This window comes from Aequoribacter sp., from assembly GCF_965659035.1.
Taxonomy (GTDB): Bacteria; Pseudomonadota; Gammaproteobacteria; order Pseudomonadales; family Halieaceae; genus Aequoribacter.
The window spans coordinates 20,531-36,424 of record NZ_CBFHWH010000003.1 but is presented as its reverse complement, the minus strand read 5'-3'; the positions used below and the strand labels follow the sequence as shown (position 1 = coordinate 36,424).

The 15,894-nt window shown below is 52.6% G+C and carries 19 protein-coding genes; 17 read left to right on the top strand and 2 right to left on the bottom strand.

Annotated elements, in window-relative coordinates; all coding sequences use genetic code 11:
• The first annotated feature begins 3 nt into the window (after positions 1-3).
• The 9 genes from ACTF5Z_RS01250 to ruvX all read left to right on the top strand — a co-directional run bounded on the left by ACTF5Z_RS01250 (position 4) and on the right by ruvX (position 7,996).
• Positions 4-1,005 (top strand): ArsR/SmtB family transcription factor, encoded by a 1,002-nt coding sequence (locus ACTF5Z_RS01250; protein WP_438984187.1) that lies wholly within the window; start codon positions 4-6, stop codon positions 1,003-1,005.
• An 8-nt stretch (positions 1,006-1,013) separates the two neighbouring features.
• Positions 1,014-2,171, top strand: a complete 1,158-nt coding sequence (metK, locus tag ACTF5Z_RS01245; protein WP_423848607.1) for a methionine adenosyltransferase — start codon at positions 1,014-1,016, stop codon at positions 2,169-2,171.
• A gap of 24 nt (positions 2,172-2,195) precedes the next feature.
• Positions 2,196-3,587: an adenosylhomocysteinase gene (gene ahcY, locus ACTF5Z_RS01240; RefSeq protein WP_438984186.1), complete on the top strand. Its 1,392-nt coding sequence runs from the start codon at positions 2,196-2,198 to the stop codon at positions 3,585-3,587.
• Positions 3,587-4,438: a methylenetetrahydrofolate reductase [NAD(P)H] gene (gene metF / locus ACTF5Z_RS01235; protein ID WP_438984185.1), complete on the top strand. Its 852-nt coding sequence runs from the start codon at positions 3,587-3,589 to the stop codon at positions 4,436-4,438. The genes ahcY and metF overlap by 1 nt, the downstream gene beginning before the upstream one ends.
• Positions 4,428-5,159 carry a 16S rRNA (uracil(1498)-N(3))-methyltransferase gene (locus ACTF5Z_RS01230; RefSeq protein ID WP_438984184.1) on the top strand — a complete coding sequence of 244 codons (732 nt, stop codon included), beginning with the start codon at positions 4,428-4,430 and terminating at the stop codon, positions 5,157-5,159. The genes metF and ACTF5Z_RS01230 overlap by 11 nt, the downstream gene beginning before the upstream one ends.
• Positions 5,160-5,181: 22 nt before the next feature.
• A complete protein-coding gene (gene gshB, locus ACTF5Z_RS01225; RefSeq protein WP_438984183.1) occupies positions 5,182-6,132 on the top strand; it encodes a glutathione synthase in 951 nt (316 codons plus the stop codon).
• Positions 6,133-6,134: 2 nt separating this feature from the next.
• On the top strand, positions 6,135-6,953 hold the full coding sequence (locus ACTF5Z_RS01220) for an energy transducer TonB (RefSeq protein WP_438984182.1): 819 nt from the start codon (positions 6,135-6,137) through the stop codon (positions 6,951-6,953).
• Positions 6,954-7,014: 61 nt separating this feature from the next.
• Entirely contained in the window at positions 7,015-7,575 is a 561-nt protein-coding gene (locus ACTF5Z_RS01215; RefSeq protein WP_438984181.1) for a YqgE/AlgH family protein, read from the top strand.
• A gap of 1 nt (position 7,576) precedes the next feature.
• Positions 7,577-7,996, top strand: coding sequence for a Holliday junction resolvase RuvX (ruvX, locus tag ACTF5Z_RS01210; protein ID WP_438984180.1), 420 nt, complete (start codon positions 7,577-7,579; stop codon positions 7,994-7,996).
• On the opposite strand, the gene ACTF5Z_RS01205 is transcribed toward ruvX, so the two are convergent.
• Positions 7,993-9,027 (bottom strand): type IV pilus twitching motility protein PilT, encoded by a 1,035-nt coding sequence (locus ACTF5Z_RS01205; RefSeq protein ID WP_009576350.1) that lies wholly within the window; start codon positions 9,025-9,027, stop codon positions 7,993-7,995. The two genes, ruvX and ACTF5Z_RS01205, sit on opposite strands and share 4 nt — an antisense overlap.
• 85 nt (positions 9,028-9,112) lie before the next feature.
• On the opposite strand from ACTF5Z_RS01205, the gene ACTF5Z_RS01200 reads away from it, so the two are divergent.
• Genes ACTF5Z_RS01200 through hemW form a run of 8 tightly spaced genes read left to right on the top strand, consistent with a single transcriptional unit; the run spans position 9,113 to position 15,157 of the window.
• Positions 9,113-9,808 (top strand): YggS family pyridoxal phosphate-dependent enzyme, encoded by a 696-nt coding sequence (locus ACTF5Z_RS01200; protein WP_438984179.1) that lies wholly within the window; start codon positions 9,113-9,115, stop codon positions 9,806-9,808.
• Positions 9,809-9,853: 45 nt separating this feature from the next.
• Positions 9,854-10,681, top strand: coding sequence for a pyrroline-5-carboxylate reductase (proC, locus tag ACTF5Z_RS01195; RefSeq protein ID WP_438984178.1), 828 nt, complete (start codon positions 9,854-9,856; stop codon positions 10,679-10,681).
• Positions 10,681-11,268: a YggT family protein gene (locus tag ACTF5Z_RS01190; RefSeq protein WP_438984177.1), complete on the top strand. Its 588-nt coding sequence runs from the start codon at positions 10,681-10,683 to the stop codon at positions 11,266-11,268. The genes proC and ACTF5Z_RS01190 overlap by 1 nt, the downstream gene beginning before the upstream one ends.
• Positions 11,269-12,411 carry a homoserine O-succinyltransferase MetX gene (metX, locus tag ACTF5Z_RS01185; RefSeq protein ID WP_438984176.1) on the top strand — a complete coding sequence of 381 codons (1,143 nt, stop codon included), beginning with the start codon at positions 11,269-11,271 and terminating at the stop codon, positions 12,409-12,411.
• The gene (metW, locus tag ACTF5Z_RS01180) at positions 12,408-12,989 is read left to right on the top strand and encodes a methionine biosynthesis protein MetW (protein WP_423848595.1); all 582 of its coding nucleotides are present in this window, start codon (positions 12,408-12,410) and stop codon (positions 12,987-12,989) included. The genes metX and metW overlap by 4 nt, the downstream gene beginning before the upstream one ends.
• Positions 12,990-12,994: 5 nt before the next feature.
• Positions 12,995-13,435, top strand: a complete 441-nt coding sequence (locus ACTF5Z_RS01175) for a DUF4426 domain-containing protein (protein ID WP_423848594.1) — start codon at positions 12,995-12,997, stop codon at positions 13,433-13,435.
• Complete coding sequence (gene rdgB / locus ACTF5Z_RS01170; protein WP_438984175.1) at positions 13,428-14,018, top strand: RdgB/HAM1 family non-canonical purine NTP pyrophosphatase; 591 nt, start codon at positions 13,428-13,430, stop codon at positions 14,016-14,018. The genes ACTF5Z_RS01175 and rdgB overlap by 8 nt, the downstream gene beginning before the upstream one ends.
• Positions 14,015-15,157 carry a radical SAM family heme chaperone HemW gene (gene hemW / locus ACTF5Z_RS01165; RefSeq protein ID WP_438984174.1) on the top strand — a complete coding sequence of 381 codons (1,143 nt, stop codon included), beginning with the start codon at positions 14,015-14,017 and terminating at the stop codon, positions 15,155-15,157. The genes rdgB and hemW overlap by 4 nt, the downstream gene beginning before the upstream one ends.
• Here hemW and ACTF5Z_RS01160 read toward each other — a convergent pair.
• Positions 15,147-15,773: a hypothetical protein gene (locus tag ACTF5Z_RS01160; RefSeq protein WP_438984173.1), complete on the bottom strand. Its 627-nt coding sequence runs from the start codon at positions 15,771-15,773 to the stop codon at positions 15,147-15,149. The two genes, hemW and ACTF5Z_RS01160, sit on opposite strands and share 11 nt — an antisense overlap.
• Between the last annotated feature and the right edge of the window lie 121 nt (positions 15,774-15,894).

Here is a 15,894-nt window from a genome sequence, read left to right as displayed (position 1 = left end):
CGCATGAAAACAGTCACACCTTTATTCGCAACACCCAATCAGCCGCATCACGCCTCGGCCGACGCCTTGGCGGCCGTCTGTAAAGCAGGCGCCGATACTCTGCGAGTACAAGTCCTAAGCTTGCTGCACAAAAACTCGTTTAGCGTCGGTGAGCTGGTCGAAATTTTGGGCGTTCGCCAATCGGCCCTCAGCCACCATCTAAAGGTGCTAGCTCAGGCCGAACTTGTGGCCACTCGGCGCGAAGGCAATTCCATTTTTTACCGCCAAACTTTGGCGACGGGTAGATCGCCCCTAGACGCCCTGCGTGCGGCCATATTGGCTGAGGCGGCCAGCACCCAACTTGCATCCGAGACACTAGAGCGTGTGAAGCAGGTCTATCAAGCGCGCGCCGACGCTTCGGTAACGTTCTTTCAGTGCAACGCCGAAAAGTTTCGCGACGAACAAGATCTTATTGCCGATCATTATCACTACGGCGACGCCCTAGCTCAGCTCCTAGACGACACTTTATTTGCCAGGCGCGAAACAGCCCTCGAAATAGGCCCTGGCGACGGCGCCTTTCTGCAAGAGCTAAGCCAGCGTTTCTCCGAAGTGACTGCCTTGGACACCAGCGCCGAAATGCTGAGCAAAGCCAAGCGACTTTGCGAGTCGCAGCAACTGCAGAATATCGAGTTTTTACACGCCGACACAGCGTCAGCTGCGATTACCAAGCACAGCATTGATTGCGCAGTGATCAATATGGTGTTGCACCATGTGCCGGCGCCCAGCGAAATATTTTTAGACGCCGCAAAATTTTTGGCACCGCAAGGCATATTAACCATTACCGAGCTGTGTCGACACGAGCAAACATGGGCGCACCGCGCCTGCGGAGACCTATGGCTGGGCTTTGAGCCTGAAGAGCTCACCGCCTGGGCTCGCGCCGCTGGCTTATCGGAGCGCAGTCAAACACTGCTGGCCCAGCGCAATGGCTTTCAAATTCAAATTCGACAATTTCAACGCCTACAGTAGGAAACACTATGAGCGAATATCAAATATTTACCTCGGAATCTGTATCGGAAGGTCACCCCGACAAAATGGCCGACCAAATTTCCGATGCCATCTTGGATGCCATGCTAAAGGACGACCCAAACTCTCGAGTAGCGGTCGAGACCTTAGTCAAAACCGGCATGGTGGTCATCGCCGGCGAAGTTCGCACAGCAACCTACGTCGATCTTGAAGACATCGTGCGCGATGTCATCTTAGATATCGGTTACAACAGCTCAAAAGTCGGATTTGATGGTGCCTCGTGTGCCGTATTGAACGCCATTGGCAAGCAGTCAGGCGATATTGCGATGGGTGTCGACGAAGCCGACAACAAAGAGCAAGGCGCGGGCGACCAAGGCTTAATGTTCGGTTACGCCACCAACGAAACGGACACCTTAATGCCAGCGCCGATTTATTACGCTCACCGCCTAGTCGAGCGTCAAGCGCAGCTCCGCAAGAGCGGCCAGCTCGAGTGGTTGCGTCCCGACGCTAAGAGCCAAGTGACGCTGCGCTACGACGATAAAGGTCTGCCTGTGGCTATCGATGCAGTTGTACTGTCGACCCAGCACGATGAAGATATCAGTCAAGCCGAACTGCAAGCCAAGGTCTTAGAGCACATTATTCAACCCGTTCTTCCAACCGAGTGGCTGCATAAGGACACGCGCTACCACATCAACCCCACCGGCCAGTTCATTATCGGCGGCCCTGTGGGTGACTGTGGCCTCACGGGCCGCAAGATCATTGTGGACACTTACGGTGGTATGGCGCGCCATGGCGGTGGGGCCTTCTCGGGCAAAGACCCTTCAAAAGTAGACCGCTCGGCCGCCTACGCTGGCCGCTATGTGGCTAAGAACATTGTCGCAGCGGGTCTTGCTGATCGCTGTGAAATTCAAGTCAGCTATGCAATCGGCGTATCAGAACCCACGTCAATTTCAATCAACACTTTCGGAACCGGAAAAATCTCTGACGCCGCCATCGCTGAGTTGGTACGCGAACATTTTGATCTTCGAGCGGGTGGCCTAGTCGCTATGCTCGACCTCAAACGTCCAATCTATCGACAAACCGCCAGCTATGGCCATTTTGGACGCGAAGAACCCAATTTTACTTGGGAAAAGACCGACAAAGTTTCTCTTTTAAAAACTGCACTGTAAGACACTGATTAATTAGGAGCCGCTATGAGCACAGTAACAAAATTACGACCTTTTGATGACTACAAAGTTGCCGACATTTCCCTAGCCGATTGGGGCCGGAGAGAACTGAAAATCGCTGAAGGCGAAATGCCAGCTTTAATGGCCATGCGTGAAAAATACCGCGCTACCCAGCCATTGGCCGGAGCCAGAATCTTAGGTTGCATTCACATGACCATTCAAACCGGCGTACTCATCGAGACTCTGGTGGCACTGGGCGCCGAAGTTCGCTGGTCATCGTGCAACATATTCTCAACCCAAGATCACGCAGCAGCAGCCATTGCCGCCGCTGGCATTCCTGTTTTCGCATGGAAAGGTGAAACCGAGGAAGAGTACGAGTGGTGCATTGAGCAAACCATCTTGAAAGACGGCAAACCCTGGAATGCCAACATGATCTTAGACGATGGCGGCGACCTCACGGGTATTCTGCACGACAAATACCCGCAAGTTTTGGACCACGTTCACGGCATCACCGAAGAGACCACGACGGGCGTGCACCGCTTGCTGGAAATGTTAAAAGCGGACGCCTTGAAAGTACCGGCCATTAACGTCAACGACGCTGTAACAAAAGCAAAAAACGACAACAAATACGGCTGTCGTCACAGCTTGAGCGACGCGGTGAAGCGCGCGACCGACCACCTATTGGCTGGCAAGAAAGCACTGGTCATTGGCTATGGTGATGTGGGTAAAGGCTCAGCACAGTCCCTACGCCAAGAAGGCATGATCGTGCGCGTTACTGAAGTCGACCCCATTTGCGCCATGCAAGCCTGCATGGACGGTTATGAAGTGGTCAGCCCTTTTGTTAATGGCGTCAACGATGGCACCGACGCCTGTATCGATCGCGATATTTTAGGCAACGTTGACCTGCTGGTCACCGCGACGGGTAACTACAACGTCTGCAACGCAGCGATGCTGCGCGCACTCAAAAGCGGCGCTGTCGTATGTAACATTGGCCATTTCGACAATGAAATCGACACGGCCTACATGCGCGCCAACTGGGAATGGGAAGAAGTTAAGCCTCAGGTGCACACGGTGTACCGCGATCGTGATAGCAACGATCACTTATTGCTGCTATCCGAAGGACGCTTGGTGAACCTCGGTAACGCTACAGGGCACCCATCACGTATCATGGATGGCTCGTTTGCCAACCAAGTTCTCGCACAGATTTACCTGTACGAGCGCAAATTTGCCAACTTGGAGCCTGAACTACGCGCGCAAGCCATTACCGTTGAAGTTCTACCCAAGCACCTCGACGAAGAGGTCGCGGCTCACATGGTCGCTGGATTTGGCGGCGTGATCACCCGATTAACGCAAGAACAAGCCGACTACATCCACGTAGGCGTTGATGGCCCTTACAAATCGGAGACCTATAAGTACTAATGAGCACTCAGCAGCTTAGTTACGAATTTTTCCCGCCCAAAACCGATGCTGGGCGGGAGAAGCTCATTACCCAAGTACTGCCTCAACTGGCGGACACAAATCCGAAGTATGTCTCTGTGACCTACGGTGCGGGCGGGTCAACGCGCGACAACACCGTAGGCACAGTGGCGGATATTCACCGCTCGGGCATGCCCGTAGCGCCGCACTTGAGTTTCGGTACCGACAGCGAAGACACCATGCGCGCTTTGCTAAAGCGCTATCAAGACATGGGCATTTCCCGTTTGGTAGCGCTTCGGGGCGACCTACCCTCGGGCGCAGGTGGCAGCCAGCAGCTGGTCTATGCCAGCGAACTGGTCGCTTTCATCCGAGCAGAAACAGCACAGCACTTTACCATTGAAGTCGCGGCCTACCCCGAGATTCACCCCGAGGCAAAAACCTACATCGCTGACGTGCAAAACTTAAAGCGCAAGTTCGATGCCGGGGCGAATGCGGCCATTACTCAGTACTTTTTTAGTGCTGATGCCTATTTTGAGTTTTTAAAAACCTGCTCGAGCATTGGTATCGACAAACCGATTTACCCGGGCATTATGCCAATCACTAACTACGATAACTTAGCGAGGTTTTCTCGCAACTGCGGTGCAGACATTCCACGCTGGCTGGATAAAAAACTGGCAGGCTTTGGCGAAGATCTAGACGCCATTAAGGCCTTTGGCCAAGATTTTATCTTGGATTTGTGCAAAAGACTCTTAGACGGTGGTGCGCCCGGCCTGCATTTCTATACAATGAACCAGGCGGAACCGGTCATTTCGATCGTTCGGGAACTCAAACGTTTAGGTTACTTTGCGGATTAATCGGATCTACACAGAGGCTGAGTTACAGTCTAATACCGACATTCAACTGGAGGCTGGCCCCAGCCTTCATTTGTTGAAAGTCTTGCGCCTAAAAACGGGAGCTCCACTCGAACTGTTCAATGGCGACGGCAACAACTACCAATGCGAGTTGCTTGATAGCCCTAAGCGTATTGCGACTATACGTGTGCTTAGCGCAAAAGCGAACCCAACTGAATCTTCTTTGCGCAGCAGGCTTGGTATTGTTGTATCCAAGGGCGATCGCATGGATTTTGTTGTGCAAAAAGCAACCGAGCTGGGCATCCACGAAATTTATCCACTGACGAGCGAGCGCTGCGACGTTAAGCTCAATGCCGAGCGCGCCGAAAAACGCCAGCAGCATTGGTCAAAAGTCGCCGTCTCTGCCTGTGAGCAGAGTGGGCGCTCGGTTATTCCCAGCATCGCGCCGATCCAAAGTATTCGTCAGTGGATCAGCGAGGTGAACGCCGATCTAAAATGGGTGCTGCACCACCGTGCCAGCGCCGAAAAATCGCCAACAGAGGCTCAAAGCGTGGCTATCCTGGTGGGGCCAGAGGGTGGCTTGAGCGAGACCGAGGTCGAGCTTGCCCTTCAACATAAATTTATACCGACGGTGCTGGGCCCTCGGGTACTTCGAACCGAAACGGCACCCTTGGTTGCACTTAGCGTTTTACAGCAACGCTACGGCGACTTTACACTCTTATAATTGACTAGCACGAGGAATCACTATGCCCGCCATTGGCATCGTCATGGATCCGATCTCTGAGATCGCCTACAAAAAAGATAGCTCGCTGGCCATGCTTTGGGCTGCAAGTGCTCGCGGCTGGGATTTGTGGTACATGGAGCCGTCAGACCTTCATGTGGTCAACGGTGTGGCCATGGCCTCTATGCGTCCCTTGCGAGTGTTTGAGGACCCTAACCACTACTACGAACTCGATGAGACACAGGTCAAAGAACTGAGCTCCGTAGATGTCGTTTTGATGCGCAAGGATCCACCCTTCAATAACGAGTACATCTACGCGACTTACATTCTTGAAATGGCCGAGCGACTGGGCACACTGATTGTGAATCGCTGCCAGTCATTGCGCGACTGCAACGAGAAGATGTTCGCGACGCAGTTTCCACAGTGCTGCCCCGAGTTGTTGGTCAGCGCCGACAACGCGCGCTTAAAGGAATTTCACAAGACGCATGGCGACGTGATCTTCAAGCCACTCGATGGCATGGGCGGTAGCGCGATTTTTCGCGTTAAAGAGGATGACCCCAACGTCAATGTAATCCTCGAAACGCTCACCAAATTCGGTACTCAGACCATCATGGCGCAGCGTTACCTGCCCCAAATTGTTGATGGCGACAAACGCATTCTAATGATCAAAGGCCAACCCGTGCCCTACAGCTTGGCACGGATTCCCTCAAGCGGGGAGACCCGTGGCAACCTTGCTGCTGGCGGCTCGGGCCGAGCTCAGCCCTTGAGCGATCGCGATCGCTGGATTGCAGAGCAAGTGGGCCCTACATTGGTCGAGAAAGGTCTTCTGTTTGTGGGTCTTGATGTCATTGGCGACTACTTAACTGAAATCAACGTGACAAGCCCCACCTGTATTCGGGAAATTAACGCCGCCTACGGCTGCGACGTTGCAGGGCAGCTCATGGATGTCATCGCTCAGGAAAAAGGCTGGTCCTAAAAATGACAGACCGCAGCAATCACATCGTACTGTGCGCTTTTTTTGCTGTGGTCATTCACGCCGCCTTGGTCCTGGGCTTAAACTTTCAGGCCCCAACGACAGACAACTCGACCAAACAGCTGGCCGTCACTCTGTCGACTGTAAATCAAGTTCGTCACGAACAAGCGTTTACGCATCTGGCGCAAACCAATCAAAAAGCCAGCGGCGATTGGGATGAAAAAGACGTCCGCGGCGCTTCTTTACCCCCGGCAGAACAAGCTTTTGAGGCCAAAAAAGGCAGAGCCGTTGACGATTCCGCCAGCAACTTGAGCTCGCAGGTCAACAGCCGCAATGGGCAATTTCAAATGAGCCCGCAAAACAGTGCGGGCACGGCAGACGGCGCCAACCAAGACCCCTTAACACAAAGCCAACGCGAACGGTTAAGTGCGCTGCAGCTGGAATATGCCCAAACCAAATTAGCCCTAAACCGCGCACCCAGAGTATTGCGAATTCACTCGCAAGCCGCCAAGGCCAGTATCGAGGCGGAATATATGCGGCTTTGGCGCCAGCGCATCGAAACTATCGGCAACCAATACTACCCTGAGAGCTCTAGGCGCTACGGCATTTACGGAGATGTCAGGGTGCTGGTTGCCATCGGCTTTGATGGCCGCCTGTTAGACACCGAGGTGATACAGTCCTCCGGTCACGCAGTACTAGACCAGGCGGTACTCAAAATTGTTCGCTTGGCAGCACCTTATCCACCTTTCCCCGCAGCTATGCGCGATAAAGCCGATCAGATCGAGATTATTCGCACTTGGGAATTCAAACCCATCGCTGAATAATTCTGGTCAAGTTCCGTGATTGTCGCTATTGTTTAAGATCCACGGTATTTGAGGAGGTGCTATGAATACGACCAGTCTTAAAGACCAACTGCTAATTGCCATGCCCTCTTTATCCTCTGGCTTTTTTAGCCACAGCGCGATTTACTTGTGCGAGCACGACGAGCATGGCGCCATGGGTATTACCTTGAATAAGCCCATGGAATTTGAGCTCGAGCACGTACTTAGCCAACTGGACATCCCCTGCTCACCCCGCGTGGGACGCCTGCCGGTGTTATCTGGTGGTCCAGTGCAATCCGAGCACGGCTTTATTTTGCATTCGCTCGAGCGCGGCACCTTCGATAGCACGCTGATCGTCACTGACCAAGTTGGCTTAACCACCTCCATTGACGTCATGCACGCGATTGGCGAAGAACGAGGCCCCGAACATTTTGTGTTGGCACTTGGCTATGCAGGCTGGGGGCCGGGCCAACTCGAGCAGGAGCTACTCGAGAACAGCTGGCTGACCGCACCTGCAACACCCACCTTGATATTTAGCACACCTTCTGCAGATCTAGTGCGTTCAGCGGCCGGACAGCTTGGGTTTGATATGAATCTTATGCCTAGCGGGGCCGGTCACGCCTAAGATGAGCCGAGTTCTGTGCTTTGACTATGGCTTACGCCAAATTGGGGTAGCCGTTGGTAATGCGGCGTTACGAACCGCTGAGCCTCTGTGCACTTTAAAAGCACAAGACGGCATACCCAACTGGGATCAACTAGCCGCTTTACTGGAAGAGTGGCACCCCGCCATTGTGGTTGTAGGCGAACCGTCTAATATGGATGGCACCGACAGCGACATGGCCGCTCGCGCCCGCAAATTCGCCAACCGTATTCACGGCCGTTTCGGTGTCAAAGTGGCACTGGCCGACGAACGCCTATCGAGCTTCGAAGCAAAACAACAAGCCAGAGAATTGGGGCACGATGGCGATTACAAAAAGACGCCTATCGACGCACTAGCCGCCATGATTATTTTGCAAAGCTATTTTGAAACCGCCCAGAGCCCCTAGAAGTTCTCGGGTGAACGTGCCTTTTCGCGAGCAATGTCTTTGGTAATAATGCGTTCGTCCACTAAGTCCATCAAACACTGATCCATAGTTTGCATGCCGATGGCCTGACCGGTTTGAATGGCCGAATACATCTGTGCAATTTTGTCCTCACGAATGAGGTTTCGAATGGCCGGCGTACCGCGCATAATTTCGTGTGCTGCTACGCGCCCACCGCCTGCGCGCTTTAGTAGCGTTTGCGAAATCACCGCCTGTAACGATTCTGACAGCATTGAACGAACCATAGACTTTTCTGCCGCGGGGAATACGTCCACGATACGGTCGATAGTTTTGGCCGCCGATGTGGTGTGCAAAGTGCCAAACACTAAGTGGCCCGTCTCAGCTGCCGTTAAAGCCAGACGGATCGTTTCGAGGTCGCGCATCTCACCCACCAGAATAATGTCGGGGTCTTCGCGTAACGCCGAGCGTAAAGCTTCGGCAAAACCCAAAGTATCACGGTGTACCTCACGCTGGTTGACCAAGCATTTCTTGCTGTCGTGTACGAACTCGATCGGGTCTTCGATAGTCAGGATGTGCTCGTATTTGTTGTCGTTGATGTAGTCAATCATGGCGGCCAAGGTAGTCGATTTACCCGAGCCTGTGGGCCCGGTGACAAGTACCAGACCGCGCGGCGTCATAGAAATATCGCGAAACACCTTGCCCATCCCCAAGTCTTCCATGGTCAGCACTTTGGAAGGAATGGTTCTAAATACCGCGCCGCAGCCCCGGTTCTGGTTAAAGGCGTTGACCCTAAAACGCGCAACGCCTGGGACTTCAAACGAGAAGTCCGTTTCTAAAAACTCCTCGAAATCTTTGCGCTGCTTGTCGTTCATAATATCGTAAACAAGCTCTTGCACTTCTTTGTGATCAAGCGCAGGCAAGTTAATACGACGCACGTCTCCGTCAACACGAATCATGGGCGGTAGACCTGCCGATAGATGCAGGTCAGAGGCTTTTTGCTTAGCGCTAAAGGCTAGCAATTCTGTGATATCCAAGGTGTTTCCCCTTTGAATTCTTACATCAGCCCACACTGATTTCAGGTAGACTTTCACTCTGTACATTCTAAGGTAGTATTAGCGCATGAACAAAGCAACTATTGCTTCTCAGGTTAGCAAAGTGCTAACTCGCATCGAGGGAGCCGCATCTCAGACCTCACGTCGCTCTGACGAGATCACTCTGATCGCAGTTAGCAAGACAAAACCCGCAGAAGCCATCGAAGCCGCAGCCGCTTGTGGGCTTCAACATTTTGGCGAAAATTACCTACAAGAAGCCCTGGATAAAATCGAAACTCTACACGAGCTTGATCTAACGTGGCACTTTATTGGCCCCATCCAGTCGAACAAAACCCGCCCCATCGCCGAGCACTTTGACTGGGTTCACAGTGTAGATCGTTTAAAAATTGCGCAACGTCTAAGCGATCAGCGCCCAGCACATTTAGGCCCCGTAAACATTTGTTTACAGGTAAATATTTCGAACGAAGACACTAAGTCCGGTGTAAGCGCCGAACAGGCACCTGAGCTTGCTAGCGCGATAGCTACCTTACCTAATATTCGACTTAGAGGCCTAATGGCCATTCCCAAACCCAGCGATGACCCTGCTGAGCAAGCGGCCGCATTTGAGAAGGTCGTGACGCTGTTCAACACACTCCGCCACACAATACCTGAGCTGGACACATTGTCGATGGGTATGAGCCAAGACCTAGAGGCCGCTATCGCTGCAGGCAGCACGATGGTGCGCATCGGTACCGACATTTTCGGCGAGCGCAATCGCAGTTAAACCCCAAGCAAAGTATACTTAGGCGCAAACATACAGGAGATCACCTTGATTCAAGCAAAGCTGGGGTTTATTGGGGCGGGGAACATGAACCGCGCCATCATCGACGGCCTGTTGAGCGCCGGAGTAAATCCTCAACACATTGCCGTAAGTAACCGAAGTGAACAAAAACTAGGTTACTTTGCGGATCGCGGGCTGACGACTTCGACCTCAAATACCGAAGTGGCGGCGCTCGCGGATGTGCTCATCTTAGGCGTCAAGCCGGCGCAATTATTGGACGTTGCCCAAGAACTTAAAGCTACGTGCTCCATCACTAAACCACTGGTGATCTCGGTAGCTGCGGGTGTGTTAACAGAACAAATCGCCGAGGTGCTAGGGGCAGATACCCCCATCGTCCGCGCCATGCCCAACACACCTTCAACGATTGGTGAGGGGGCCGCTGGGCTGTTCGCGAACTCCCTTGTCAACGATGCGCAACGCGAACTGGCCAAGACGATCATTCAAGCCTGCGGCATTGCCGTATGGGTCGAACAAGAATCATTAATCGATGCCGTCATTGCCGTTGCAGGCAGCGCACCCGCTTACTTTTTCTACATCTTAGAGACGATGGTGGATGAAGCTGAAAAGCTGGGACTTGACCCCAAAGACGCCAAAGCACTTGCCGTCCAAACCTGTCTTGGCGCGGCACGCTTGGTACAATCGACTGAGACAGATTTAGCCACGCTGCGTAATAATGTGACGAGCCCTGGCGGCACGACTCAAGCGGCGCTAGCGAGCTTTAGAGCATCGGGCCTAGACGAAACGCTAAGGGCAGGCATGCAAGCCGCCGTAGCACGGGCACAGGAAATGGCGGCAGAAGCTGCAAGGGGGCGTTAATGGGCGCAATGAACGAAATTGTTGTTTATCTTCTGCAAACAGGGCTTGGCTTATACCTACTACTGGTCATGTTGCGGTTTGTGATGCAGTTGGCCAACGCCGATTTTTACAACCCCATCAGCCAGTTCGTATTTAAGGCCACGCAGCCCTTAGCTGGGCCACTGCAGCGGTTTTTGCGGCCGTTTGGGCGCTTCGACTCGGCGTCACTTACCCTTGCAATAGCCCTTCAAGCGGCCGGAATTATGTTGATTTTGGCTTTGAATAATATCGCTAGTCCCAACCCAGTTACCCTATTTTTGTGGAGCGCAATCGGCATCTTGGGCTTACTGCTTAAGATCTATTTTTTTGCGCTACTGGCGAGCATTATTTTGAGCTGGATCAGCCCCGGTGGTAGCAACCCAGCCGTGTATTTGCTGTATCAAATCACCGAACCTGTAATGGCGCCTGTGCGCAAACTCTTACCTCCAATGGGTGGATTAGACTTTTCGCCCATACTGGTTTTTATCGGTATTAATGTTCTAGAGATCGTCGTCAGAAACTTGGCCGCGTCGGTTGGCTTATATCCGGCTTTGGTTATGGGCTTATAAATGTCTGAACACAACTCGGTAGGCATTGTCAGTCCTCAAACCGCGCACTTTGATGCGCCGCTTGCGCTTGCCTGCGGCAAAACACTGAACGAATTCGACTTAGTCTACGAAACCTACGGTGAACTCAACGCTCAAAGAACCAATGCCATCTTAATTTGCCATGCACTGAGTGGGCACCACCACGCGGCAGGCTATCATAGCGAATCCGAGACCAAACCCGGCTGGTGGGACACATGCATTGGACCCGGTAAGCCCATCGACACCAACGTGTACTTCGTTGTTAGCTTAAACAACCTAGGCGGCTGCCACGGTTCGACAGGACCCACGTCGATCAACTCAGAAACAGGTAAGCTGTGGGGACCCGACTTCCCTCAAGTTCGCGTTTCCGATTGGGTCAATAGCCAAGCAGCATTAGCGGACCACCTCGGCATTGATATCTGGGCGGCGGTCATCGGTGGAAGCTTGGGTGGCATGCAGGCCATGCAGTGGAGCGTGCAGTACCCCGAACGCCTTAGGTATTGTCTGATCATTGCCTCGGCGATGGACTTATCGGCACAAAATATCGCTTTTAATGAGATTGCACGCCAAGCTATACAATCTGACCCCAACTTTTGTGCGGGGCATTATCGCGAGCGCGAGACCAATCCGTCGCAGGGCTTAGCCCTTGCGCGCATGGTCGGCCACGTCACCTATTTATCGGATGACGCCATGGCCAACAAATTCGGCCGCGATATTCGTTCGGGCAGTATCGAACATAACATCGATCAAGAAGTCGAATTCCAGGTCGAAAGCTACCTGCGCTACCAAGGCAGCCAGTTTTCAACGGCGTTCGATGCCAACACCTACATTCTTATGACGCGCGCACTTGACTACTTCGACATCGCGGCAGACTTTAATGGCGACCCCGTCAAAGCGTTTGCGACAACCAAGGCACAGTTTTTGGTGGTGAGCTTCTCTACAGATTGGCGCTTTTCACCTAGGCGTTCGCGCGAAATCACGAACGCGCTCATCGCTGCCAACCGCCCCGTTTCGTATGCAGAAATCGAGGCAGCGGAAGGGCACGATGCCTTTTTAATGCCAATCCCGCGCTACCTCGACGTACTGAGAGCTTATTTGGGACGAATTGCAGAGGATCTGCTATGAGACTCGATTTAACTCAGATTAAGCAGTGGATACCTCAGGAAGCCAAAGTCTTAGACCTCGGCTGCGGTGACGGCGAGTTTTTAGCCAACCTTCGCGACACCCATAAGGTGCAGGGTTTGGGTTTGGAAATCGACCCGGACAACATCACCCAAGCGCTAGCTAAGGGCATTGATGTGGTCGAGCAAAATATGGACAAAGGGCTGGATAACTTCCCCGACCAAAGTTTTGATGTGGTGGTCATGGCGCACGCGCTGCAGGTACTGCACTACCCCGATAAAGTCTTGGATGAGATGCTGCGCATTGGTCGCGAGGGCATCGTGACCTTTCCGAACTTTGCGCATTGGCGTTGCCGCGTGCACTTAAGCACGCGCGGCCGCATGCCCGTTTCAAAGTTCATGCCGCACAGTTGGTACGACACCCCCAACATCCACTTTTGCACCGTAAAAGACTTCGAAGCCCTGTGCCGGCAGAAGGGCTTTAAAATTAAGCGCCGCGAAATGGTCGGTGAAACCTCGTGGTTGGCGCGCACCTGGCCGAACCTGTTTGCCACCACCGCAATTTTTAAAATTACACGGTAGTCGTCATGCCTATACTCAAAGCTTTATTCATTAGCCTCTTGCTATTCGCGAGCTACGCCAATGCGCAAATGTCGGAACGCTTCGATGAGTACGAATTGCACTACAGCTTTGTCAATACGACTTTTCTCAGCCCCAAAATTGCCGCCCAGTACCAAATCACTCGAGGCAAGCGACACGGGATTTTGATGCTATCGCTCCGCAGACATCAGGATGGCATCGATGGCACACAACCCAGCGCCATGAATGTGTCCGGCACCACCAGCGACTTGATTCGCAAAGACGAACTTAAATTCAGGGAAATTCGTGAAGATGGCGCGGTGTATTACATTGCCCCGTTTAAATTTATTAACGAAGAATTCCGCCATTTTTATATCGACTTCCAAGCGGCAGGGGATGACCGAACCTACTCGCACCACCTAGAACATCAAATGTACATTCATGAATAAGCTGGTACTCGCAAGCGGTAACGCCGGCAAACTCAAAGAGCTGAGTGAGGTATTAAATCCGCTTGGCTTTGAGCTCATTCCACAAGGCGAGTTCAATTTAGACAGCGCCGATGAAACAGGTCTTAGCTTTGTCGAAAACGCACTACTTAAGGCACGCCATGCCGCACAGGAAACGGGGCTTGGAGCGCTGGCCGATGACTCGGGCTTATGCGTCGATTGCCTGGGTGGCGCACCAGGTATTTACTCAGCGCGTTTTGGTGATGGCACAGACCACGGAAACCTAGAGGCCCTGCTTGCCACACTGGCGCAACACGGCGAAGGCCCCTGGCCCGCGCATTATCACTGTACTCTGGTGCTTGTTAAACACGCCGAGGATCCTGACCCCATCATCGCCCAAGGTCGCTGGCAAGGTGAGATTATCGCCACACCCAAAGGGGATGGTGGCTTTGGCTATGACCCGATTTTTTATTGCCGCGAGCTTGAGGTCACAGCCGCTGAGCTACCTAAAGACCAAAAGAATCGTATCAGCCATCGCGGTATCGCAGCCAAGGCCTTACACGATCAATTGCAAAGCGCACTGTGATAACACCCTCAGGCACCGGTTTATACATTCACTTTCCGTGGTGCGAGCGCAAGTGCCCTTACTGCGACTTTAATTCGCACGTCAGCGGGCAGGCGCTCCCCGAAGCTGAAATGGTTACAGCGCTCATTAACGATTACACCTCTGACCTAGAAACTTACGGCGCAAGGCCCATCGACAGCCTATTCATAGGTGGTGGCACACCGAGCTTAATTTCAGCGCAAAGTATGGCTAGGCTCTTAGATGGCATCGACCGTCTAACTCCTTTATCTGACACTACCGAGATTACGATGGAGGCCAACCCCGGCAGCTCCGAGCAAGAAAAGTTTTCCGGCTATCGCGCTGCAGGCGTGAATCGTCTATCCATTGGCATACAGTCTTTCAACAGCGGGCACCTCAAACGGCTAGGCCGTATTCACAGCCGAGACGAGGCCGACCATGCCATAAAGGCAGCCCAAGCTGCGGGCTTTCAGCGCATCAATATTGATTTAATGTATGGCCTGCCCGACCAAACCCTGAAACAGGCGCTGCAGGATGTAGAGCAAGGCCTAAGCTACAACACCGGCCATCTGTCGTGGTATCAACTTACAATAGAACCCAACACGGTATTCTATAAACAGCGACCGCCGCTACCCGACGATGATGCCATTGCCGACATCGCCGATGAAGGCGAGCATTTCATAACTCAATCTGGGCTGAAGCGCTATGAGGTCTCGGCCTTTGCCACCACAGGGCAAGAATGCCGACACAACATCAATTACTGGCGCTTTGGCGACTACTTCGGGATTGGTGCTGGAGCGCATGGCAAGATCAGCTACAACAATCACGTCATTCGAACAGCTAAGCAACGCATGCCGGACAGCTACTTACAAGCCAGCGATCGCGCCTCTCGCCTAGCCGTCGAGAGCTCTTTAGATGAAGAGCAATTAATCAGCGAATTTATGCTAAACGCCTTACGCTTGCGCGAGGGCGTAGAAATAGCCTTATTCCAACGCTCAACCGGCTTAGCACCAGAGTGTATGCACAACACCTGGCGAAGACTGCAGGCGCAAGGCCTAATGGTTGAGGGCAGCGAACACCTTCAAACCACCGAGCTGGGCTGGCGTTTTTTAAATTCCGTCATCGAAAGTTTTATGGAATAAGCTCGGCTTCAAGATCAGGGACCTCGTCGTCAGAATCCTCGTCGATGGCATTTTGGTACATCGTGACATAAATCATCATGATGAACGGAACCAGAAACAAGGCCGCCAAGCTCACAAGCGGTATCGCACTCAGCACCGAGTTCACGATATTAATCACAAGCAAAACGCCAAAGATCTTCCAAAAACCCTGCTGGTGAATCAATTTTCTTGACGTCTGCAGTGTCTCGAAGATATCCATTTTTTTATCCACCAGCAGATAAAAGGCGTAAAACCAAACAACGCTTAGGTAGATGCCGGGAATGATCAACAGCATAAAGCCGATCATAAGACCTACGATAAGAACAATGACCAAGAACAACGACTTCCACCACATGCCCTCGGCGAAACCCGCCGAAAACGATGAGCCGAATTTTGGCTCTTGCCCTCGGGCGCTGGCTAACAAAAAGTGAATCAAGCCAGCGATTAACGCGGGAATGATTAAAATGCCAATCACAGTGATCGCAGCGACCACGATAGCCAAACCAAACAGGCAGAAATTACCCAATAAAGACCAATATTTTGGCTTTGTCCGCTCGATACCCCGACTAAAAAAAGCGTCAAAACTCATGTCTTGCATGGTCACCACCTCTTGGTTTGTTGTGTAACTGAGACGGTATCAGTTTTCAGGGTGAAGTCAATTTGCAGCACAGAACTCGACTAGTGACCTGCGCGATAGGCTCAACAACCGCCGCTAAAGC

Coding starts and splice junctions, on each gene's coding strand:
- ACTF5Z_RS01250 (WP_438984187.1), top strand. CDS start 4: ATGAAAACAGTCACACCTTTATTCGCAACACCCAATCAGCCGCATCAC.
- metK (WP_423848607.1), top strand. CDS start 1,014: ATGAGCGAATATCAAATATTTACCTCGGAATCTGTATCGGAAGGTCAC.
- ahcY (WP_438984186.1), top strand. CDS start 2,196: ATGAGCACAGTAACAAAATTACGACCTTTTGATGACTACAAAGTTGCC.
- metF (WP_438984185.1), top strand. CDS start 3,587: ATGAGCACTCAGCAGCTTAGTTACGAATTTTTCCCGCCCAAAACCGAT.
- gshB (WP_438984183.1), top strand. CDS start 5,182: ATGCCCGCCATTGGCATCGTCATGGATCCGATCTCTGAGATCGCCTAC.
- ACTF5Z_RS01220 (WP_438984182.1), top strand. CDS start 6,135: ATGACAGACCGCAGCAATCACATCGTACTGTGCGCTTTTTTTGCTGTG.
- ACTF5Z_RS01215 (WP_438984181.1), top strand. CDS start 7,015: ATGAATACGACCAGTCTTAAAGACCAACTGCTAATTGCCATGCCCTCT.
- ruvX (WP_438984180.1), top strand. CDS start 7,577: ATGAGCCGAGTTCTGTGCTTTGACTATGGCTTACGCCAAATTGGGGTA.
- ACTF5Z_RS01200 (WP_438984179.1), top strand. CDS start 9,113: ATGAACAAAGCAACTATTGCTTCTCAGGTTAGCAAAGTGCTAACTCGC.
- ACTF5Z_RS01190 (WP_438984177.1), top strand. CDS start 10,681: ATGGGCGCAATGAACGAAATTGTTGTTTATCTTCTGCAAACAGGGCTT.
- metX (WP_438984176.1), top strand. CDS start 11,269: ATGTCTGAACACAACTCGGTAGGCATTGTCAGTCCTCAAACCGCGCAC.
- metW (WP_423848595.1), top strand. CDS start 12,408: ATGAGACTCGATTTAACTCAGATTAAGCAGTGGATACCTCAGGAAGCC.
- ACTF5Z_RS01175 (WP_423848594.1), top strand. CDS start 12,995: ATGCCTATACTCAAAGCTTTATTCATTAGCCTCTTGCTATTCGCGAGC.
- rdgB (WP_438984175.1), top strand. CDS start 13,428: ATGAATAAGCTGGTACTCGCAAGCGGTAACGCCGGCAAACTCAAAGAG.
- ACTF5Z_RS01160 (WP_438984173.1), bottom strand. CDS start 15,773: ATGCAAGACATGAGTTTTGACGCTTTTTTTAGTCGGGGTATCGAGCGG.